We start from the raw sequence: 21,274 nt of genomic DNA, 5'->3' as shown, positions 1-21,274 counted from the left end.
CATCTTCGTCGGGCGCCTGTCGCCGGAAAAGGGCGCCTTTCTTTTCGCCGAGGCGGCGGCGCGCGCGGGCGTCACGCCGGTCTTCATCGGCGATGGGCCGATCGCCAATGAGCTGCGCGCGCGCTATCCGCAGGCGCGCTTCCTCGGCTGGCTGCCGCCGAGCGAGGCGCGGGCGCATATGCGCGCCGCGCGGGCGCTGGTCTTCCCCTCGCTGTGGTACGAGGGCCAGCCGCTCACCGTCATGGAGGCGAAGGCGATGGGAACGCCCGTCATCGTCTCCGACGTTTGCGCTGGACGAGAGGAGGTGACGGATGGCGAGACCGGCCTCTGGTTTGAGAGCGCCAATGTCGAATCGCTCGCCGGCGCGCTGACGCGGATGAAGGATGACGCGCTGGTCGCGCGTCTGTCGGCAGGCGCGCACGCCGCCTATTGGCGCGATCCGCCGACCTTGGATCGGCACATCGAGCGCATTCTCGCCGTCTATCGCGAGATCGCCGAGCGCCACAAGACAGCGGCCTGAGGCGCAGCTCTTTCAGATTTCGTCATTCGTGACGATGATATTCGTCGCGAAGACGAGCTTGCCGAGACTTTCTTCTCTGTTCCGAGTCCCCGGTCTGGACTGAGCTTCCGACTCCCACGGTAGCAACGCAGCGTTTCCAGGCGCTGCGACTGTGGACGCATGAAAATTCTCGTATTACGGCAAATGACAGACGGAATTGACGAATAGCATCGCCTATTCGAAATAGCTGTTCGGAATATCCTCGATAATAATGGAATAATTCTACAGACATCGCTATCGACATTGAATTGATTGTCAATTTTGTCTTGCAGAAGCTCGAGCACAGCGATTAGGCTACGGATAATTCAGCCAGAAGGCCGTCGATCGACATCGGCCGGCGCGAGTGTTCGCGCGTTCGCGGAAATACCAATTCGTTCTTTTCTGAGGAGAATAGCCATGACTTTCCTTCGCGCCGACCTCCGCCCCGCTCACGCCGCCTCGCCTTCGTTGCATCCGATGACGAAACGCCTCGGCGCGAGCGTGCTGGCGCTGGCGGCGGCGATCCTGTCGCCATCGGCGCGCGCCCTGGACAGCGGCGAGCAGAAGCCGCGTGAGGCGGCAATCGAGGACGTCATCGTGACCGGCACGCGCGACTATGGCGTCAAGGCGCGCGAGAGCACGGCGCCGATCACTGTTGTGAGCGGCGAGCGGCTGAAGGCGACGGGACGCACAAATCTCGTCGATGCGCTGCAGCGGCTCGATCCGTCCTATTCGATCTATGGCGTCGGCGGCGACATCAACAATCTGGTGCGCTCGCCGCGCCTGCGCGGCCTGACCGCCAGCCATGTGCTCGTGCTCGTCAACGGCAAGCGACGGCACGGCACCGCCAATCTGTCCTCGACCGGCTTCACCAAGGGCGCGGCCGGCGCCGATCTCGATCTCATTCCCGTGGCGCTCGTCGATCATGTCGAGATTCTCGAGGACGGCGCCGCCGCCCAATATGGCTCCGACGCCATCGCCGGCGTGATCAACGTCATATTGAAAGCCGATTCCGAGGGCGGCGGACTCTCCGCGCTCGTCGGCTCCTATGGGCAGAGCTACAATCCCAACACGCATGGCAATGGACTGACGCGCAATCTGCAGGCGGACAAGAGCTTCGCGCTCGGCGACCAGGGCTTTCTGACGCTCGGCGCCGACATCACCTCGCATCTGCACAGCAATCAGACCGGCCCGGATCGCACGCAGGACGGAACCGGTCTGCGCGTCGGCCCCGGCACGCCCTACCCTTGGGTCGATCCCAATGTCTCGGCGATCATCGGCGATCCCGCCTATATCACCGGCTCGGCCGGCCTCAACGCCGGATATGAGCTGGACAATGGCGTCCAGCTCTATCTCTTCGGCACGGGCGCGGGCCGGCGCGGCGAATCCTTCCAGAACTATCGCGCGCCCAATCTCAACGGCACGGCGGGGAACAAGATCATCGACCCTTCCGGCTTCGTTCCGGCCGAGACGATCCATGAGGAGGACTGGTCGCTGAGCGGCGGCGCCAAGGGCAAGGTCTTCGATGATGTGCGATGGGATCTCAGCCTGACCTATGGCTCCGACAAGATCGACGTCGGGCTGAACCAATCCGCCAATGTCGCGCTGTTCAACGACACGCTCAAAGCCTTCGGCGCCGGCTGGACGCCGCGGCAATTCTACATCGGCCAATATTTCCGCACGCTGCGCACCATCAATCTCGATCTCGGCAAGGAATTCGCGCCGAGCTTCCTGCCCGCGCCCGTCAATGTCTCCGTCGGCGCGGAGAATCGCCACGAGACCTATGCCGTTCGTCAGGGCGACTTCTTCTCCTATTATTCCTCCGGCCCTGCCGCCTGGGTCGGAATCCGGCCGACCGATGCGAGCGATCACAGCCGCGAATCCTTCGCCGGCTATGTGGACCTCTCCAGCAAGCCGCTGCCGGACTGGAAGATCGATATCGCGGGCCGCTACGAGACGTTCAACGACTTCGGCGACTCGATCAACGGCAAGCTCTCGACGCGCTACGACATTTCTCCCGCGATCGCGCTGCGCGGCACGGTCAGCACCGGCTTTCGCGCTCCCACGCTCGCAGAGCAGTTCTTCTCGCAGACGACCGTCTCGCCGACCACCGCCAATATCGTCCTGCCGCCCAATTCTTCCGCGGCGAGCGTCGCCGGCGCGCAGCCGCTCAAGCCGGAAAAATCGACGAATATCAGCCTCGGCGTGGTGACAGAGCCGCTGCGCGATCTGCATGTCTCGGTCGACGCCTATCAGATCGACCTACGTGATCGCATCGTCGCGACCGGCAGCCTCACCGGCCCCTCCGCGCTCGCCGCCATCGCCGCGAGCGGAAATACGTTGCAGGCGGGCGCGACGGGCGTCGTCAGCTTCTTCGTCAACGGCGCCTTCACACGCACGCGCGGCGTCGATGTGAAGGCAGATTACGCCTATGATCTCGGACCCTATGGCGCGCTGCGCTTCGACGCCGCGGCGAGCTTCCTCGAGACGACGATCCTCTCCGTCGCGCAGTCGCCGGCGGCCTTCAACGGCGCGCCGCTGCTCAACGCCGCGGCGCGATCGAACATCACCGATCTCACGCCACGAACCAAGGTCATATTCGGCGGGTCCTACAGCTATGACGCCTGGACCTTCTCGCTGCACTTCACGCAATATGGCAATGTCAGCTCGGTCGTCGCCTCGCCGCTCACCGGCAGCGCGCCCTTCTACACCAATGTCATCACGCCGAAATTCATCACGGACGGCGAGATCGCCTATGATTTCGGCTCGGGCCTGCGCGCGGCGATCGGCGGCAACAATCTCTTCGGCGTGCGGCCCGATCAGACCCTGCCCTGGACGCGCAGTCTCGGCGCCGCGATCTTCCCGACCTTCTCTCCCTTCGGCGTCAATGGCGGCTACTACTACGTGCGCGCGTCGCTGAAGTTCTGACGCTCAGCTCGCGAGCCGCGTCGCATCCTCTTGCGCCGCGGCCTCTTCCTTCTCGGCGCGGCGCGGCAGGCGCGCGAGCATGCCGAGCAGAGCGCGGTCGCCGAGCACGACCAGCCGCTCGCCGCGATTGAGCCATTCGACCGCATCCTCGAGCGCTTCCGCATCGGCGAGCTTGGCCTCCGCCAAAGCGCGATCGGCGGAAACCATTCCGCGCTTGCGCGGCGGGCGCGCCGGCAGCCAGGCCTCGTGCAGCGCACGCAGCTCGGGATCGCCATGGATGGCGACGAGGCAATTCTCCTCATCCTGTCCGGCGCGCGCCAGCAGGCGATGCAGCGCGCGGCCCTTGCGCGCGATCTTGGGCGTCGTCGTCTCCTCCGGCGTCACCAGCACGCCGGCGCGGCGGAACACGAGGCCGAGCCAGCGCTGGCCGGTGATATAGGAGATGCCGATCGCCAATATCAGGCCGGCGATGGTCGGCGACATCCAGGCGACGAGCGAAGGCGAGATCATCAGGCCGGCGATCAAGGTCAGCGCGCCGAGCGCCACATGCCATTGATGGCGGCGCACGATGGCGTTGAAGGGAACCGAGCCGTCGTCGCGCCGCTGCGGATCCCAGCCGGTGTCGAAGCCGAACAGAATGTGGAAGACGTGGCCCGTCTGGATCAGCATCATGATCGGCGCGAGCAGCGCCGACATCAGCACCTCGAACAGAGTCGAGACCAGCAGCATGACAATGCCGCCGGAGCCGCGCCGCGTCTCGCGATCGATCATCGCGAGAATGAGGCCGAAGAATTTCGGCGCCAGCAATATCGCCATTGTGAGCGCGAACAGCGCCAGCGAGCGCTCCGCGTCGAAGCGCGGCCACACCGGGAAGAGCGTGAATTTCGCGGTGAAATATTCCGGCCGGAAATAGCTCGCCTGAAAGACGAGCGCGATGCCGACCAAGAGCTGGCAGAGCCATAGCGGCGAGGTGAGATAGCCGAAGATTCCGGTGAGGAAATGCTGCCGCGTCGCCCAATGGAAGCCGCGCGCCCCGAGAATGCGCGAATGCTGCAGATTGCCCTGGCACCAGCGACGATCGCGGATGGAGAGATCGATCAGCGAGGGCGGGCTCTCCTCGAAGGAGCCGCCGAGAGTCGGCATCATATAGACGGAGTAGCCGGCGCGGCGAATGAGCGCCGCCTCGACGAAATCATGGCTGAGAATATGCCCGCCGAAGGGCGGACGGCCCTTGAGATCGGGCAGGCCGCAATGATGCGCGAAAGCATCTGTGCGAATGATGGCGTTATGGCCCCAATAATTGCCGTCGCGGCCCATCCATTGCGCGAGGCCGGCGGCGATGACGGGACCATAGATGCGCGCCGCGAATTGCTGCACGCGCGCGAACAGCGTGTTGCGATTGATGATGAGCGGCAGCGTCTGGATGATGCCGGCGTCCGGGTCGGCCTCCATCGCGGCGGCGAGGCGCACGATGGCGTCGCCGGCCATCAGGCTGTCGGCGTCGAGCACCACCATATGCTCATAGGCGCCGCCCCAGCGGGTGACGAAATCGGCGATATTGCCGGCCTTGCGGCTGATATTCTTCTCGCGGCGGCGATAATAGACGCGCGCCTGCGGCCCCAGCCTGCGGCGCATGGCGGCGAAGGCGCGCTCCTCGGCGATCCAAATATCGGGATTGGTGGTGTCGGAGAGGAAGAACCAGTCGAAATGCGCGCCGAGGCCGGTCGCCTCCACATCCTGAAATATGGCCTGCAGCGCGCCGAAGACGCGGCTCGGCGCCTCATTGTAGATGGGCATGACGACGGCGGTGCGCGCTGTGAGCGTTTCCGGCGGCGGCGGCGGCCGGCGCGCGAACAGCAGCGCGACGAAGCCGACGACGGCGCTGGCGAAGGAGAGCGCGATCCAGGAGAAATTCAGCACGAAGAGCGCGAGCAGCGCCCATTTCAGCGTGGTGACGCCGCCGACGTCGATGACGCGGTACATCTCGTAGCCGCCATAGGCGGTGAGCGCGAGGCCGCCGCCGAAGGTGACGAAGCGCGAGATCCAAGGCGTGCGCCAGAGCTTCGGCGCCAAGCGCCGGCGACGCTCCTTCGCCTTGAAGCGCCAGAAGGATTGCGTCGGCATCTCGAGCCGGCGCTCCGCCGGCATGGGCGGCGCGGCGGCGGGATCGACGGGCGGCGTCGGCGCGACGGCGTCCGGCGGAATGGGTTCGACGAGAGAGAGAGCTACACCGTCCATCTATAGAGCCAGGTTTCGCTGATCGGCTCGTCGCCCGAATGGAGGACGAGGCGCAGCTCGCAAAAGGTCTCGCCGGCAGGATCGACGTCGAAGACGACGCGGCATGTCTTCGCCTTCGGATTAGGATAGATGCGAATGTTCGTCGCCGATCCGGGCGATGTCGTCAAGACGGGCCGCAGATTGGCGACACGTTGGGGATCGCCGAGATTGTCGCCTGCAAACTGGACGATAAAGCGGCGCAGTTTCGGCGACGGCGCGCGGCCGCCGAAAGCCGAGACGGCGACCGCGAAAGGCGGACGCGCCGGCGGGCTCCAGCACCAGAACTGCCGATAGGCGAAAGTCGCCTCCTTGCCGGCGGCGAGCGGCTGCTTGGGCCGCCAATAGGCCACGATATTGGCGTTCACCTCCGATTCGGAGGGAATCTCGACGAGCTGCACCGAGCCCTCGCCCCAATCGCCGATCGGCTCCACCCACAGCGAGGGACGCAGCTCCCAATGCTGTATGTCGTCCTGATAGGTCTCTATGTCACGGTCGCGCGTCAAAAATCCAAAGCCCTTCGGATTGGAATCGACAAAGGCCGAGATTTGCAGCGTCTCGCGGTTGGAGACCGGGCGCCAGAGCCATTCGTCCTTGCCGGTGAGCATTTGCAGCCCATTGGTCTCGGCGACGAAGGGGCGTGGATCATCGGAACGGCGATGGTCGAGCGGCGTGAACAGCGAGGCCGCAGCCGCGCCGCCGAGCCCCAGATGATCGATGGCGACGCGCGGGAACAGCGTGAATTCCGCGTCGATGATCGTCGCCTCTCCCGGCCGCAGCGTGAAGAGATAGGCGCCCGTGACGCTCTGCGAATCGAGCAGTGCGTGAATGACGAGGGCGTTGCCTGCGAGCGACGGCTTCTCGATCCAGAAGCTGCGGAAGACGGGGAACTCCTCGCCGCGCGGATCGGCGGTGCGGATGGAGAGGGCGCGGGCGGTGACGCCCAAAGTCTGGCCGCGGGCGAGCGCCCGATAGAAGCTCGCGCCCTGGAACAGCGCCAGCTCCGTGTCCGGCGCGCCGGCGCTTTGAGGGGCGAGAATGCGGAAGCCGGAAAAGCCGATATCCGGCAGCTTGTCGCCGACCTTCAGACCGCCATAGTCGAATTTCGCCTGGTCATAGGCGACTCGCTTGGCGATCCGGTCCTCGACGACATAGAGCTCGACCGGCGCGCCGAAGATGAATCCCCTATGCAGCGGCTCGACCGAGAAGCCGCGATTCTCCCCGCTCCATATGGCCGCGCCCGGCTTGGTCTTTATGCCGACATATTGCTCATAGCTCAGATTGGCGAAAGGCTCGCGCAGCTCCGCCGCTGGGGCGGCGAAAGGGCGCTTGGCGAGCGCGCGGGCGAGCTCGATCACCACCTCCCGGCCGAAAATTGCGGGCGCCGGCGGCGGGGGGGCCGGCGAAGCCGATTGGGCGAAAGCGCGGCCGCCGGAGATTCCGCCGGCGAGCGCGGTCAAGGAGGCTTTCAACAGGTCTCTGCGTACGAACATGCGGGACCGGGACCCGTGACTGACGAAGGGGCGGGAAAAAACGGCGGACTTGTCTATCGGATATACCTGAAAGCCCGGACTTCGGAACACGAAACTTTTGTTTTTGGTTGCGCGGCGGAAACCTCGCGCCGAGCCTGCGCTTGCTCCCCCGCCCGCGAATCTGCCAAGACGCATATATGATCAGGACGAATATGAACGCGAGGAAAACGGCCGGGCGAGCGCCCCGCCGTCCCCTCCCCGCCATGAGCCAGAGGCCGCGCAGCAAGATGGAAGCTCGACCGACCGACCGCCGCTCCCTCGCCGTAATTCTCGCCGCCGGCGAGGGCACGCGCATGAAATCGCGCCGGCCCAAGGTTCTCCATGAGGTCGCCGGGCGGTCCATGCTCGGCCATGTGCTGGCCGCCGCGGCCGCGCTGGACGAGATCGCCGTCGTCATCGGCGCCGGCAAGGAGGATGTCGCCGCCGAGGCCCGCCGCCAGCGGCCGGACGCGCAAATCTTCGTTCAGGAGAAGCAGCTCGGCACCGCCCATGCCGTGCTGGCGGCGCGCGAGGCCTTCGCCGGGGCGGACGATATCGTCGTGCTCTTCGCCGACACGCCGCTGGTGCGCGCCGAGACGATCGCCGCCCTGCGCGCGGCGCTGGTCGAGGGCGCCGCCGTCGCCGTTCTCGCCTTCGAGGCCGCCGATCCGCACGGCTATGGCCGCATACTCTGCGACTCCGAAGGGCGCCCGGCCGCCATTCGCGAGGAGAAAGACGCCAGCGCGGCCGAGCGCGCCTGCCGGCTCTGCAACGCCGGGCTGATGGCCATTTCCGGCGCAAAGGCGCTGGCGCTATTGGACGGGATCGACGCCGCCAATGCGCAGAAAGAATATTATCTCACGGATATCGTCGCCCGCGCCGCCGCGGCCGGGCTGGGGACGCGGCTGGTGGTCGCGGCGGAGGAGGAGGTTCTCGGCGTCAACGACCGCGTCCAGCTCGCCCGCGCCGAATCCGTAGCCCAGGAGCGCCTCCGCCGCGCGGCCATGCTCGGCGGCGCGACGCTGATCGCCCCGCAGACCGTCTTTCTCTCCCATGACACGAAGATCGGTCGCGATGTGACGATCGAGCCCGGCGTCGTCATCGGCCCCGGCGTCGAGATCGCCGATGGCGCGGTCATTCACGCCTATTCCCATCTCGAGGGGGCGCTGGTGGGCGAGCGCGCCACAGTCGGCCCCTATGGGCGGCTGCGGCCGGGCGCAAAGCTCGCAGCGCAGGCCAAGGTCGGCAATTTCGTCGAGATCAAGGGCGCGGAGATCGGCGAAGGCGCCAAGGTCAATCATCTGACCTATATCGGCGACGCTTCCGTCGGCGCGCATTCCAACATCGGCGCCGGCGTCATCACCTGCAATTACGACGGCTTCTTCAAATACCGCACCATCATCGGCGAAAACGCCTTCATCGGCTCCAATTCGGCGCTGGTCGCCCCGGTGACGATCGGCGACGGCGCCTATGTCGGCTCGGGCTCGGTCGTCACCAAGGACGTCTCGGCGGACGCCCTCGCCGTCGCCCGCGGCCGCCAGATGGAGAAGACCGGCTGGGCGGAGAGTTTCCGCCGCGTCCAGAAGGCGAAGAAATCGGGCGCGTGATCTTCTCCAGCAGCGACCTCCAACCACGCCGAACGTATCTGCGAGTGATACAAGCGCCTTGCTTTCCGTAAGCCGAATTCGTCGACTATCACTGAGCGGGAGCAGAACCATGGCGAGCGAGATGGAGATCGTCGAGACGCTTCCGCCGATGCATCCGGGCGAAGTGCTACGGGAAGAATTCCTCGAGCCGCTCGGCCTATCCGCCGGACGCGTCGCCAAGGCTTGCGGCGTGCCTCGGACGCGAATCGAGCGTATCGCCAATGAAGAGATCGGGATCACCGGCGACACGGCGGCGCGGCTGGCCCGCTTCTTCGGCACGACGGCGGAATTCTGGTTGAACCTACAGGTTCGCTACGAGTTGGCGACGGTCGAGAGCGCCGCCCGCGCCGAACTGGCGAAGATCACGCGGTTCGAGGCGACGGCGATGAGGGCCCGGCCGGCCTCATCGGTCGAAAAAAAAATTATAGCTGAACAAAAGTCGCAGCGCCCCTTGCATCCGACCTCGCCAAAGCTCGTCGCTCGCGACGGGCGTCCTCAAGGACGCCCTATGGCGGAGCCGCTTCTCCCGCGAACGGCAGAAAGAATCGCGTCCTGGCCGGCTCCGAGAAATGCCCTAATGCTCTGTCTAGGATAATCGTAACCGAAATCGCGGTAGTCTGGTCGCTCCCGAGCGCTTCGACCGAGGAGACATTTGCATGTGCGGCATCGTCGGCATTCTCGGACGCGAGCCCGTCGCGCCCTCTCTCGTCGAGGCGCTGAAGCGGCTCGAATATCGCGGCTATGATTCGGCCGGAATCGCCACGCTGGAGAAGGGCAAGCTCACGCGCCTGCGCGCCAGCGGCAAGCTGCGCAATCTCGAGGAGAAGCTCGCCGCCTCGCCGCTGCAGGGGACGAGCGGCATTGGCCATACGCGCTGGGCCACCCATGGCCGCCCCACCGAGACCAACGCCCATCCGCATACGAGCGGCGGGCTCGCCGTGGTCCACAATGGCATTATCGAGAATTTTCGTGAATTGCGCGAGGAGCTGACCGGCAAGGGCCATGTCTTCGCCACCGAGACGGATACGGAAGTGGTCGCCCATCTCGTCGGCGAGGAGCGCAGCAAGGGCGCCGCGCCGCGCGAGGCGGTCGCGGCCACGCTCGCTCGGCTCAATGGCGCTTTCGCTCTCGCCTTCCTCTTCGAGGGCGAGGAGGATCTGCTCATCGGCGCCCGCCGCGGCGCGCCGCTCGCCGCCGGCTGGGGCGACGAAGGCGTCTATCTCGGCTCCGACGCTCTGGCGCTCGCGCCTTTCGCGCGTCAGATCGCCTATCTCGAGGAGGGCGATCATGTCGTGCTGACGCGCGAGAAGATCACCTTCTACGACGCCGCCGGCAAGGAGGCGGAGCGCCGCCGCCAGCCGTTGCAGGCGGGCTCCTTCCTCGTCGACAAGGGCAATTACCGTCATTTCATGGCCAAGGAGATTCACGAGCAGCCGGAGGTCGTCGGCCGCACGCTCTCGCATTATCTCGATCTCTCGGCCGGCGAGGTGCGCCTGCCCTTCGCTCTGCCCTTCGATCCCAAGAAGCTTTCGCGCGTCACAATATCGGCTTGCGGTACGGCCTTCTACGCCGGGCTCATCGCGCGCTATTGGATCGAGCGTCATGCGCGGCTCGCGGTGGATATCGATATCGCCTCGGAGTTCCGCTATCGCGAGGCGCCGCTCGCCGAGAATGGGCTGATGATCGTCGTCTCGCAATCGGGCGAGACGGCCGACACGCTGGCCGCGCTACGCTACGCCAAGGCGCAGGGCCAGCACATTCTCTCCATCGTCAATGTCGAGACCTCGACCATCGCGCGCGAGAGCGACACCGTTGCGCTGACATTGGCCGGCCCCGAGATCGGCGTCGCCTCCACCAAGGCCTTCACCTGCCAGCTCGCCGTTTTCGCCAGCCTCGCCATTGCGCTCGGGCGCGCTCGCGGCGTGCTGAGCGAGGCGGACGAAAAGCGCCTGGTGCGCGAGCTGGCGGCGACGCCGGGCCAGATGGCCGCGGCCCTCGCCCGCGAGGCGAAGGTCGAGCCGGTCGCCCGCGATGTGGCGCGCGCCTCGAGCGTTCTCTATCTCGGTCGCGGCGGGGCCTATCCGCTGGCGCTGGAAGGCGCGCTGAAGCTGAAGGAGCTCTCCTATATTCATGCGGAAGGCTACGCGGCCGGCGAGCTGAAGCACGGGCCGATCGCGCTGATCGACTACGCCATGCCGGTGATCGTGCTGGCGCCGCCGGACGCGACGCTGGAGAAGACCGTCTCCAATCTGCAGGAGGTCGCCGCGCGCGGCGGCCATCTCATCCTCATCGGCTCGGCGGCGGCGCGCGAGGCGGCGGCGGCCGAGCTCGCCGGCTTCATCGAGCTGCCGGAAATGAGCGGCGCCTTCGCGCCGCTGGTCTACGCCGTCCCCGTGCAATTGCTCGCCTATCATGTGGCGGTGTTCATGGGGAAGGATGTGGACCAGCCGCGCAATCTGGCCAAGAGCGTCACTGTGGAGTGACGCGTCCGCGCCCCTCATCCTGAGGCGCTTTTTGCGGAACGCAAAAAGCCTCGAAGGATGCTCCAGAAGGCGCGGCGGCCCATCCTTCGAGACGCGGCCTGCGGCCGCTCCTCAGGATGAAGGGTTTGGCTTGCCGTCGCAAACGACGACGCGTCACAGCCGCTCGATCTTGCGCGCCGCCTCGTCGATGAGATCGGCGACCTGAAACAGCAGCTCCTTGTCCGGCGCGCCGGAGAGGCGTTGCTGCAGCACGGTCTTCAGATTGCCCATGGCGCGGAACACCGGCCCCGTATCGACGCCCGCGCTTCTGGCGCGCAGCTCCTCGAAACGGGCGAGCGCCGCCTCCGCCTCCTTGCGATTCTCCGCGAGATGGGCCTTGCCCGCATCGGTGATCGCATAGAGCTTCTTGGCGCCCTCGGTCGGCTGGCCCTCCACCTGTCCCAGCTCCTCGAGCAGGGTCAGCGTCGGATAGACGATGCCGGGGCTCGGCGCATAGACGCCGCCGGTGCGCGTCTCGATCTCGCGGATGACGTCATAGCCATGGCGCGGCTCGCTCTCGAGCAGCAGCAGAATCACCAGCCGCAGCTCGCCGCCCTCGAACATGCGCCGCCGTCCGCGGCCGCCGCCACGCTCGCCATCGCCGGGGCCGAAGCCATGCCGCCCGCCACCGCGCATTCCGCGGCCGCCACGGCCGAAGGGCTCGTCCCCGCCGCCACGCATTCCGCGCAACCCGCCGAAAGCCGGATGGTCGCCGTGATCCCAATGTTTGTGATGATGCTTCATAAATGTGTCTCCTTTCATTTAGACAGCTCTAAGATATATCTTATAACAATCGAGTCAAGCCCTGCCCTGAGAAATCATCTCGTCTGAAAATCCTGGGGGTGCGGAAGGACGAGCGGCCGCTCGATCGTTCGACTCTAGGCGGCGCGCAGGCCTTTGGGCGGGCGCCGGTCGCCGCCGACGTCGAAAAAGTCGGTCATGTCGCGCAAGGCCCGCGCGCGTTCGGCGAGCACATGACTCGCCGCCGTTCCGTCCTCGACCATGGCGGCGCTTTGCCTGGTCATCTGGTTGAGCTCGCAGATGGAGGCGTTGATCTGCTGCAGAGCGGCCGCCTGCTCGCCGGTGGCGCGCGAGATTTGCCGCACGGCGCCGTCCAGCGCATTCACCTCGCCGACGATAGACCGCAGATCGCGCGCCACATTGCTCACCAGCTTCACGCCGGCGCCGACGGCGCGGCTCGACTCGCCGATCAGCAGCTTGATCTCCTCGCCCGCCTCGGCGGAGCGCAGAGCGAGCTGGCGCACCTCCTGCGCGACAATGGCGAAGCCCCTGCCCGCGGCGCCGGCGCGCGCCGCCTCCACGCCGGCGTTGAGCGCCAGCAGATTGGTCTGCGCGGCGAGCTGGTCGATGACCGAGAGAATCTGCGCCACCTGCAGCGACGAGGTCTCGATCTTCGCCATGGCGCCGATCGTCTCGTCCACGAGCCCGCCGGAGGCCTCCGCCTTGGCGCGCGCCGAGGCGACCAGCGCATCGGCGCGCGCGGCGTTTTGCGCCGTCTCGCGCAGCGCCTCGGTGATGCCGGCGATGCCGGTCGTCATCTTCTCGAGATTGCCGGCCTGGCCCTCCGCGCGCTGCGCCAGAGCGTCGGCTGCATTCGCCATCTCGCCGGCCTGCGCGGTCATGTTCTGCGCCGCCTCCGTCACCAAGGCCATGCCGCCGCGCAATGTCTCCAGCGAATGATTGAAGTTGACGCGCAGCGCCTCGTATTGCGGCGCGAAGGCCTCGCCGATGCGATGGGTGAGCGCGCCATTCGACAATTGCCGCAGCCCATGGGCGAGCGTCGCCACCACCGCCTCGGTCGCCCTGCTGGCCGCGGCCGCCGCTTCGTCGGCCGCATCCTTGGCGATGGCCGCGCGGCGGAATGTCTCCACGGCGCGCGCCATCTCGCCGACGTCGTCGCGCCGCTCGCAATGCGGCACGAGGCCGGTCTTGTCGCCATTGGAGAGCGCGTTCACCCGGCGCGCGATCTCGAGCAAAGGCCGCGCTATGGCCGAGCCCGTGCGCCAGCCGCCGAGCGCAGCGACAATGCCTGTGAGCGCCGCGGCGACCAGAATCCGATCGGCGATGCCGAGCGTCGTCGCCGCCAATTGCGCCTCGGGCGCACTGAGCACGAGACTCCAGCCGAGACCGCGAAATCCGACGACCGGGGGCAGCTTCGCATAGACCGCCGACAGACCATCGATGTTGCGGGATATCGCCTTCTCGGCGCCGATCTCGCGGCCGAGCCGATCGATCATCGGCGCGGCGGGCCTGCCGATCGCCTCGAGCGGAAACGCGCCCACGCCGACGCCAGTCGGCTGGAAGACGAGCAGTGTCTTATGGCTCGCATCGACGAGATCATAACGAATATGCGAGCCGCCGAGATCGCCGCCGACGATGCTCATGCGCTCATATTCGCGCCGGACATAGCGGCGGAACAGATCGAGATCGACGAAGCTCACCCAGACGCCGATGACCTCGCCATCCTTGCCGAGCGCGCGCGCAGCGATGGGAAGGGCGAAATCGGGCTCGGCCGATCGCGGAAGAATGTCGTTCACATCGATGAGCGTGTCGATGACGACATTGGTCGCGCGCTTGTTCTCGAGCACGGTCTTGCCGGCCATCGCATCGACGAACCAGCGCTCGCCGGCGAAATTCTGCGCATAGAGCGCTTCCGTCGGCAGCGGCTCGCCATCCTTGTCCTTGGTGTTGACGGCCAGCACGGAGCCGTCGCGCCCCAGCAGCATCGTCAGATTGCCGTTTCGCTGCGCGGCGAGCCAGCCGTTCATGAAAGTGGCGATGGGGCTGCGCCCATCGACGCGCCGCCAATTCTGCGACTGCCAGATGATGGGCTGCGCCGTCGCCTGAATGATCGCATCGGCGGCGAAATCGCCGAGCGCGCGATTGATCGTGGCGCCGAGATCGAGCGTCGCCATGCGCAAGGGCGAGAAGGACACATTCTCGAGATGCGGCGCGACAGCCAGCTCGAAAAACGCATAGAGAAACAAAATCGGCAGAACGCTGAAGCCGATCATCGCCACGGTGATCCTGGTCGCGATGGTCGCGCCGCGCATGCTCGCTCCTTCTCCGGGAAGCGACGGCGCACGGCCGATCGGGGCCGACCGATGTCCGACCAGCCGTCGGTCGGACGTAAAGAGACAAAGCTGCGCGCTGCTTCGAAACGAAATTTGTTTCTGCACTTTTACGGTTTTGGGTAAACAACTTTCTAACATGCGCCTCGGCGGCCGAGCGTCGCATAGACGCGGCGCGTGAATTCGAGCGCGGCGCGGCTAGACGCCGCAATGCTGATCCTCGCCGTGATCGGCGTTGCGGGACTCGCCGTGAAGGCGCTTGCCGACGCAAAACGGCTCGCCGCAGAGGAGTGAGGCCGGAAGAGACAATGGCCCGGCCGCGAGGCGCGGAGACGCGCTGGCGGACCTTCGGCCTTGGTCACGCGAAGATTCGGCCGAATCCCTCTCGTTAGTTGCTCAGTCGACGGGCGATGGGAACGAAGGGCGGAAGAGGAACGCTATCCCCCTTCGGTCGGCATATCGTGAAGTCCTGGGGCTCACGCTCCACCATCAGCCTGATCGCGGCGTCATTCGCCAGCCTCGTCCTGTCAAACCACTTTTCGGCGACGCGCCGCCTCAAGTCGGCGAGTATTTTCATGTCCTCGGGCGTCGCAAACAGACTGTTGATGGCTCGGACGCCTTCCGTCCCCGATACGATATCTGCGTCGCGCGCGAGAATGACGTGCTTCCATCCGTACTCCGTCAGCGTCGTATAATACTTGTCCGCCATCGCCGTCGAGCAATTGCCGATCGGACAACGCGAGATGGCGTCGAGGACATAGCCCGTCTCCATTTTTTTGCTTTCGTAGTTCCTGAGGAATTGCTCCCACACTTTTTTGCTCCAGTCGGCGACGGGGGTTTGTCCCGGCTGATAAGGGCCATGCGAAAAGGGGGCGCAGGTCCCAGCCGTTTTCGCGCGATGGGCGATTAGAAGATTTGCGGCGACGTTCACTCCCGCAAAGCACAGGAGGAAGACGACAACGAGAAGCTTCGTGTCGAGCAGCCAATCCGGCAGCCCGCTGCGCAATATCGAGTGGCGGCTTTTCATGGGCAGCTCTTCTGCGTCGCGGGCAGCAAAAACGAAGCGATTTCCTTCGGAACTCCGAATCCGAACGGGCCGAAGTTCTTTGCGGACAAATATCCATTGCGCGACAGGTCCTCGACCGTCGCTATGACCGACGGGTGCAGGCCGATCGATTGCGGCTCGCTCGCCATGCCATCGACATTCGTCTCACCCGGCCTTCTCGCCCTCGACAGTCGATACAGACTCGCAATCTGTTCCGCCCTCTCATTGTGTGTTCGCAGCGTGTCGAAATAGCGCTCGAGCTGACTGGCGAATTTCGCCTGAAAGTAAGGCTGGCAAAATCGCTGGCGCTCTAGCCGGGACACGCAGGACAAATAGCCAGCTACATCTTTAATGTGCATCTGCCCGCGAGGATCTTGGACGTCCGCCGCCCACTGCTGCTCCGGGTCGACCCAATATTCGACTCGAGCGAGGGGCGTATGGATGGTCTGGGCTCCAGTCGGCATGCAAGCCTCGTCGAGACGCACTTCGATCTGCCGGATCTCTGGCGATCTACCCGCGAGCGCCCGATCTATCGCTTGTTGGCGAAGGGCGCGTCCCTCCGGGGAACGGGGCGGAACCATGCCCGTGACCGGATGGCCAATCGTCAGCGCCAGCAATTCAGGAAGGATGAAATTGTAACCCGCGTAGCAGATCGCGAACACGCCGGCGATTTTCAACAGCTGTTTGACCAGTTTGAAGCCGTCCGCCTTTTCGCCGCCCTTTGTTTGGCCCGGAGAAAGTCGTCGGGTTTCCGCGCGGCGCTCATTCTCCGATTTTGTTCCGCGTTTTCCGAAGCTCATTTATCGCTCTCCGCATAGCGGTGACATTCCTGCCCGACCGTCCAGTTCGGCGAGGATTTCGGCGGCGGGGAGCCGCCTAGGAACTCCTCGTTCACCTCGATCCGATCGGGCGACTGAAAGACGAAGATGCGCATTTGGCGCGGCGCGGCGTCGAACAGCTTTTTCCATTTCTCCATCGCCGCGCAATAACGGCGCGTGCGCGCCGGCCCGTGGTTTTCGAGATAGTCGCGTGGACTGGTGAAGTCGTCCGCGCCGAAGGCGCCGACTCTGAACCCGGCGAGAATGTGCTCCGGGGCATTTTTTAAATCGAAGGGAGATGGCCCCTCGAAGGCGATCTTGGCGCGCTGCTCCGGTCTCGCATTCTCGATGCGCCAAACGGTCGGTCCGGCGGCGATCACGAGAACCGCCGCTGCGCCTGCACGACCGAGATCGAGCGCGATTTCCGGGGCCTCCTTTTGGTCTTTGACGCTCGGCGGACTATCGACGATGGCGACATGAAGCAGCCGATTGTAAAGCGCTGGCTCGTCCGGCGACGTGGCCATTGCCCTCAATCGCTTGGCGCTCTTCGCAAGCCTTTTTACGTCCCCGCCGAAAATGATGTCGCGAGGAGACGCCGAACGGCGGATATTCTCCTCGTCCAGAGCGTCTAAGCTCGGAGCGTTCAGAAAAATTATCGCCGGAATCCGCCCGGCCTGCGAGACGAATCCGATCAAAGCTAAAATTCCAAAAAGCAATAGAAATGGTCTCATAAATCGAAAATCCACACAGAGCCGAACAAGCTGCTCGACGCTCTCGAGTGTGAGTCCTGAAAATTAAGAAATAACGAAATTCATCCGCGGTAAAGACTTGAACAGAGAGGGTCGACGTGCGGCGCGCCGTTGGTGACAATGAAACAGATGACGCCGAACGCGAGCGTATTACGACTCGATCGACCATAGCGGCGAAGCAATCTAGGCCTTGCTTCGCGGCGCTCGCAATGGCGCACGCCGTTGGTCGCAATGTCGCGACCGATGTCTATTTCTAAGCGCTCGTCAGTTTCGGCTCGGACACCCACAATCATCGAATTCGGCGCCTTGCCGAAGGTCCTATTTTGACGCATCGCGCGCCCCTCCCTGCTTGACTCCCGCCCCCGCAATGCCGCACGCCACGCGGCATGAGCACGCCCTTCGACGACATCCGCAATCTCCTCGCCGACCTTCCCGCCCCCTGCCGCGACAGCCTGGACGCCGTGCGGCGGCGCGACGCCGAGCTCACCAAGCCGCCGGGGTCGCTCGGGCGGCTCGAGGAGATCGCCGAATGGCTGGCCGCATGGCAGGGCCGCGCGGAGCCCAAGATCGAGCGGCCGCTCGTCGCCGTTTTCGCGGGCAATCACGGCGTCACGGCCAAGGGCGTCTCCGCCTTCCCCGCCGCCGTCACGCGGCAGATGCTCGATAATTTCACCGCCGGCGGCGCGGCGATCAATCAGATCTGCAAGGCCCATGGAATCGGCCTCAAGGTCTTCGAGCTGGCGCTCGAGCATCCGACGCGGGACTTCACGGAAGCCCCCGCGATGGAGGAGCGCGAGGCCGCCGGCACTCTGGTCTATGGCATGGAGGCGGTGGACGGCGGGATCGACCTGCTGGCGCCGGGCGAGATGGGCATAGGCAACACCAGCTCGGCGGCGGCGATCTACGCGGCGCTCTATGGCGGGCCAGCGGCACGCTGGACCGGACGCGGAACCGGCGTCGACGACGAAGGGCTCGCGCGCAAGAACGCCGTCATCGACGCGGCGCTGGCCTTTCACGCCGGCCATTTGTCCGATCCGCTGGAGATTTTGCGCCGGCTCGGCGGGCGCGAGATCGCCGGCATGATGGGCGCTATTCTCGCGGCGCGGCGAAATCACATTCCCGTGCTGCTCGACGGCTATGTCGCCTGCGTCGCCGCGGCGCTGCTGCATGCGCTGAGCCCGGACGCCATCGCCCATTGCCTCGCCGGCCACGTCTCGGCGGAAGGCGCGCATAGGGATGTGCTGGAGCGGCTCGGCAAGAAGCCGCTGCTCGATCTCGGCATGCGGCTCGGCGAAGGCTCCGGCGCCGCTCTGGCGATCGGCCTCGTCAAGGCGGCGCTGGCCTGCCACAGCGGCATGGCGACTTTCGCCAGCGCCGGCGTCAGCGGCAAGGACGGCTGATCGTCACGAGGCGGCGGCCGCGGCCTTGCGGCGCTTCGCCTCCGCGCGCATCAGATCGAGGCATTCCTTGGTGGAGGCCATGTCCAGCGCGGTGAGGCCGAGGTCGGTCTCGAAAGACGGGTCGGCGCCGGCCGCCATCAATTGCGCCACCGCGCGGGTGCGGCCGGAGGAGGCGGCGAACATCAGCGGCGTCGAGGCGTTCACATTTATGTGCTGAATGTCGATTCCGGCGCGGATCAGCAGCGCGATATTCTCCTCTATCTCGCCGACGCAGGCGAGCCACAGCGCCTGATTGCCGTCCACATTGGTTGCGTGGAGATCGGCGCCGGCCTGCAGCAGCTCGGCGACCAGCGCCGGCGGAGCGAGGCGCGCGGCGACCATCAGCGGCGTCACATTGTCCTTGTTGCGGCCATTGGCGTCGCCGGGCGCAAAGCCGTGCTCGGCCAGAAAAGCCTCCAGCGCCGGGCTCAGCGCCGCCGCGGCGGCGGGCGCGGAACGCTCGGCGATCGCCCAGGCCTCATAGCCGCCGTCGAGGCTATAGACGTCGGAAAATCCCTGCTCGACGAAATATTTGGCGTAGGCCTGGCTGGAATTGCCATGATAGCAGCAGAAAATCACCGGCCGGTCTTTCGGCGTCAATGTGACGAAGGAGGAGATGTTCTCCCGGCTCGCCAGCTCGGCCCCGTCTATATGGCCGCGCGCGAAAGAGTCCGGATCGCGCACATCGATCACCAGCGCGCGCCCGCGCCCGATGATCTGACGCGCCGCGGTGACGTCGATCCTGCGAAAATTCGCCTGCATGCCGCATTTCTCCCTACGATCGCCCCGCGACATGCGAAGTCGGGGCCAACCGCGCCTCGGGGACGGCGCGCGCTGGTTTTCGGCTCCCTCGTCGGCTAGGCTCGCGGGAGGAGGCGCGACATGCGGGACACGGCGGAGAATTTCGAGGATCGGGCGCGGCTCGACGGACGCATCGCGCTGGCGATCGTCACTTTCGCCACCGCTTATGGGCTTGTCGCTCTGCTCGATCGCGTCGGCGCGCCGGAGCGGCTGGTGGCGCTGGTGTCGCCCTATTTCACCGTGGTCGCTCTGGCCGCGCTCGGCTTTCTGCTGCATTCCATGCGCGTGTCCTTCTATTACGCGGCGGGACGGGCGGCGCCGGCCGCCTATGTCGGATTCGCGCAGGCGGCGCTGGTCACCGGCCTCGCGGCGCCTTTCGCGGCGCGGCTCACTGGCGCCGGCTCGCCGCTTGGCGTGACGCTCGGTCTGCTGCTCGGCGTCGCGCTCATCGGCGCAGCGGTGGGGCCGGCCCTGCGCAAGACCGGGGCGTTCTCTCTGTCCGATCTGCTGGCGGCGCGCTTCTCGCGCATGGAGCCGCGGCTCGGCATGATCGCCGTCGCCGCGCTCACCTCGGCGATCGTGGCGCTCGCCGGCTATCAGACGGCGGTGGACGCGCTGGTCGGCTTCACCGGCGCGGGCCGGCCATTCGCGGCCTTCTTCATCGGCGCGGCGATTCTCCTGATCGCAGGACCGGGCGGCGTCGGCGGCGTGCTGTGGAGCGCCTGCGCCGCCGCGGGCGTGCTGATGGCGGGCTTCGCTCTGCCGCAGATCGCCCTCATGGCCGAAGGCTTTCCGACGCCCTTGCCGCTCATCGGCGATCAGGCCGCCTGGAGCGAGGCGACCCGCATCATCCAGAATTGGCGGCTGGCCCGGCCGGCGCCGGTCGCGCTCGAGATCACCACAGCGCTCGGCCTGGCGCTCGGCCTGGCCACTCTCGCGCCCGCCCTCACGCCATCGGTGGCGACTCGGGATGTCGCGGCGGCGCGGCGGGCCGGGATCGCGGCCCTGTTCTGGACATTGACGGCGGCGGCGCTGGTGGCGGCGACCGTCGCCTCCTCCGCGCTGATCGTCTCCAATGTCGCCGTCGGCCAGACCCCGGAACGGCTCCCCGAATCCATCTATTCGGCGAGCGCGCGCGGCCTGCTGCAGATTTGCGGCGCCAAGGCGGACGGGCCGGCGCAGGCGCGCGCCGCCTGCCTCGCCCGCAGACTGGCGCCCGCGGCGCCGCTGCGAGCGGAGGATATTTCCGTGCGCGCGGAATATCTCATCGGCGCGCTGCCGCAATTGGCCAAGCTCGGCGCCGCGCTCAGCGGCCTCGTCGCCTCCGGCGTCATCGCCGTCGGCCTGGCGCTGGCGGCGGCCAGCCTGCACGCCTGCGCGGCGGCTGTCGGCCATGACGCGCTCTATCGCCTGCGCGCCGAATCGGCGCTGACCAGCCGGCGCCTCGCCATCACGCGGCTGGCGCTGGTCGGCGTCACCGCGCTCGGCTCGGCGACGAGCGCGGCCAACGCCATAGACGCGCGCACGCTCGTCGGCATGGCGCTGGCGCTGTCGGCGGCGGGCTTCGTTCCGCTGATCGGCCTCGCGCTGTTTGCGCGCGCGCAAGACCGCGATGCGATGATCGGCCAATTGGCGGGCGTCGCGACAATGGCGGTGACGTTGATCGTCGATTCGTCGGCGCCGGACATAGAGCAGCTCGCCTGGGCGGGACTCTGCGGCGCCATCGCCGGGCTGCTCGCCGGCGGCGTTTCGGCGCAGGCTTTCTCGCGAGAGACCCCACAATCACGTAGTTTCGTAGAAGAGATTTTACGCGGCGACGGCAATGTGCTGCATCTCGATAAAGGAGTTTGAGACACGGCTTTATTTTCAACTATTTCTTTTAAAAGGAGCTCACGATGACGAAAAAGCAGA

The 21,274-nt window shown here is 66.0% G+C and carries 15 protein-coding genes and 1 pseudogene (1 of these 16 only partly in view); 7 read left to right on the top strand and 9 right to left on the bottom strand.

What is annotated here, in order from left to right:
• Positions 1 to 520 carry the 3' end of a glycosyltransferase family 4 protein gene (locus tag K369_RS23350; protein ID WP_036294697.1) on the top strand. The gene continues 725 nt to the left of window position 1, outside the view, so only the last 520 of its 1,245 coding nucleotides appear in the window; the start codon falls outside the window, past its left edge; the stop codon is at positions 518 to 520.
• A gap of 435 nt (positions 521 to 955) precedes the next feature.
• Entirely contained in the window at positions 956 to 3,466 is a 2,511-nt protein-coding gene (locus tag K369_RS23345) for a TonB-dependent siderophore receptor (RefSeq protein WP_051949504.1), read from the top strand.
• 3 nt (positions 3,467 to 3,469) lie between these two features.
• Here K369_RS23345 and mdoH read toward each other — a convergent pair whose 3' ends face one another.
• Positions 3,470 to 5,704, bottom strand: a complete 2,235-nt coding sequence (mdoH, locus tag K369_RS23340; RefSeq protein WP_036294695.1) for a glucans biosynthesis glucosyltransferase MdoH — start codon at positions 5,702 to 5,704, stop codon at positions 3,470 to 3,472.
• Entirely contained in the window at positions 5,692 to 7,233 is a 1,542-nt protein-coding gene (locus tag K369_RS23335) for a glucan biosynthesis protein (protein ID WP_036294693.1), read from the bottom strand. Before K369_RS23335 ends, mdoH begins: the two co-directional genes overlap by 13 nt.
• 266 nt (positions 7,234 to 7,499) lie before the next feature.
• Between K369_RS23335 and glmU the strand changes: the two genes are divergently transcribed.
• From glmU to glmS, 3 genes and pseudogenes are all read left to right on the top strand, one after another.
• Positions 7,500 to 8,858 carry a bifunctional UDP-N-acetylglucosamine diphosphorylase/glucosamine-1-phosphate N-acetyltransferase GlmU gene (glmU, locus tag K369_RS23330; protein WP_036296410.1) on the top strand — a complete coding sequence of 453 codons (1,359 nt, stop codon included), beginning with the start codon at positions 7,500 to 7,502 and terminating at the stop codon, positions 8,856 to 8,858.
• Between the two features lie 109 nt (positions 8,859 to 8,967).
• Positions 8,968 to 9,261 (top strand): annotated as a pseudogene (locus K369_RS23325) (HigA family addiction module antitoxin); the annotation flags it as partial.
• Positions 9,262 to 9,553: 292 nt separating this feature from the next.
• Positions 9,554 to 11,380, top strand: a complete 1,827-nt coding sequence (glmS, locus tag K369_RS23320; protein ID WP_036294691.1) for a glutamine--fructose-6-phosphate transaminase (isomerizing) — start codon at positions 9,554 to 9,556, stop codon at positions 11,378 to 11,380.
• A 153-nt stretch (positions 11,381 to 11,533) separates the two neighbouring features.
• Here glmS and K369_RS23315 read toward each other — a convergent pair whose 3' ends face one another.
• From K369_RS23315 to K369_RS26835, 6 genes are all read right to left on the bottom strand, one after another.
• Positions 11,534 to 12,163 (bottom strand): PadR family transcriptional regulator, encoded by a 630-nt coding sequence (locus K369_RS23315; protein WP_036296404.1) that lies wholly within the window; start codon positions 12,161 to 12,163, stop codon positions 11,534 to 11,536.
• Positions 12,164 to 12,297: 134 nt separating this feature from the next.
• The gene (locus K369_RS25005) at positions 12,298 to 14,493 is read right to left on the bottom strand and encodes a methyl-accepting chemotaxis protein (protein ID WP_051949503.1); all 2,196 of its coding nucleotides are present in this window, start codon (positions 14,491 to 14,493) and stop codon (positions 12,298 to 12,300) included.
• Positions 14,494 to 14,899: 406 nt separating this feature from the next.
• Positions 14,900 to 15,538 carry a hypothetical protein gene (locus tag K369_RS23305; protein WP_036294688.1) on the bottom strand — a complete coding sequence of 213 codons (639 nt, stop codon included), beginning with the start codon at positions 15,536 to 15,538 and terminating at the stop codon, positions 14,900 to 14,902.
• Positions 15,535 to 16,356, bottom strand: coding sequence for a hypothetical protein (locus K369_RS23300; protein WP_036294686.1), 822 nt, complete (start codon positions 16,354 to 16,356; stop codon positions 15,535 to 15,537). Before K369_RS23300 ends, K369_RS23305 begins: the two co-directional genes overlap by 4 nt.
• Positions 16,353 to 16,898 (bottom strand): hypothetical protein, encoded by a 546-nt coding sequence (locus K369_RS23295; RefSeq protein ID WP_156968033.1) that lies wholly within the window; start codon positions 16,896 to 16,898, stop codon positions 16,353 to 16,355. The genes K369_RS23300 and K369_RS23295 overlap by 4 nt, the downstream gene beginning before the upstream one ends.
• A 287-nt stretch (positions 16,899 to 17,185) precedes the next feature.
• Positions 17,186 to 17,455 carry a hypothetical protein gene (locus K369_RS26835; RefSeq protein ID WP_156968032.1) on the bottom strand — a complete coding sequence of 90 codons (270 nt, stop codon included), beginning with the start codon at positions 17,453 to 17,455 and terminating at the stop codon, positions 17,186 to 17,188.
• 54 nt (positions 17,456 to 17,509) lie between these two features.
• Between K369_RS26835 and cobT the strand changes: the two genes are divergently transcribed.
• Positions 17,510 to 18,523 (top strand): nicotinate-nucleotide--dimethylbenzimidazole phosphoribosyltransferase, encoded by a 1,014-nt coding sequence (cobT, locus tag K369_RS23290; protein ID WP_036294681.1) that lies wholly within the window; start codon positions 17,510 to 17,512, stop codon positions 18,521 to 18,523.
• Between the two features lie 3 nt (positions 18,524 to 18,526).
• Here the strand turns inward: cobT and glpE are convergent, their stop codons facing one another.
• A complete protein-coding gene (glpE, locus tag K369_RS23285; protein WP_036294680.1) occupies positions 18,527 to 19,324 on the bottom strand; it encodes a thiosulfate sulfurtransferase GlpE in 798 nt (265 codons plus the stop codon).
• Positions 19,325 to 19,444: 120 nt separating this feature from the next.
• Here glpE and K369_RS23280 point away from each other — a divergent pair, with 120 nt between their 5' ends.
• A complete protein-coding gene (locus K369_RS23280; RefSeq protein WP_036294679.1) occupies positions 19,445 to 21,214 on the top strand; it encodes a symporter-like protein in 1,770 nt (589 codons plus the stop codon).
• Positions 21,215 to 21,274 lie beyond the last annotated feature (60 nt).

The organism is Methylosinus sp. PW1 (assembly GCF_000745215.1).
Classification (GTDB): domain Bacteria; phylum Pseudomonadota; class Alphaproteobacteria; order Rhizobiales; family Beijerinckiaceae; genus Methylosinus.
The sequence above is the reverse complement of the archived record's forward strand: the minus strand, read 5'-3'. Positions and strand labels throughout refer to the sequence as shown.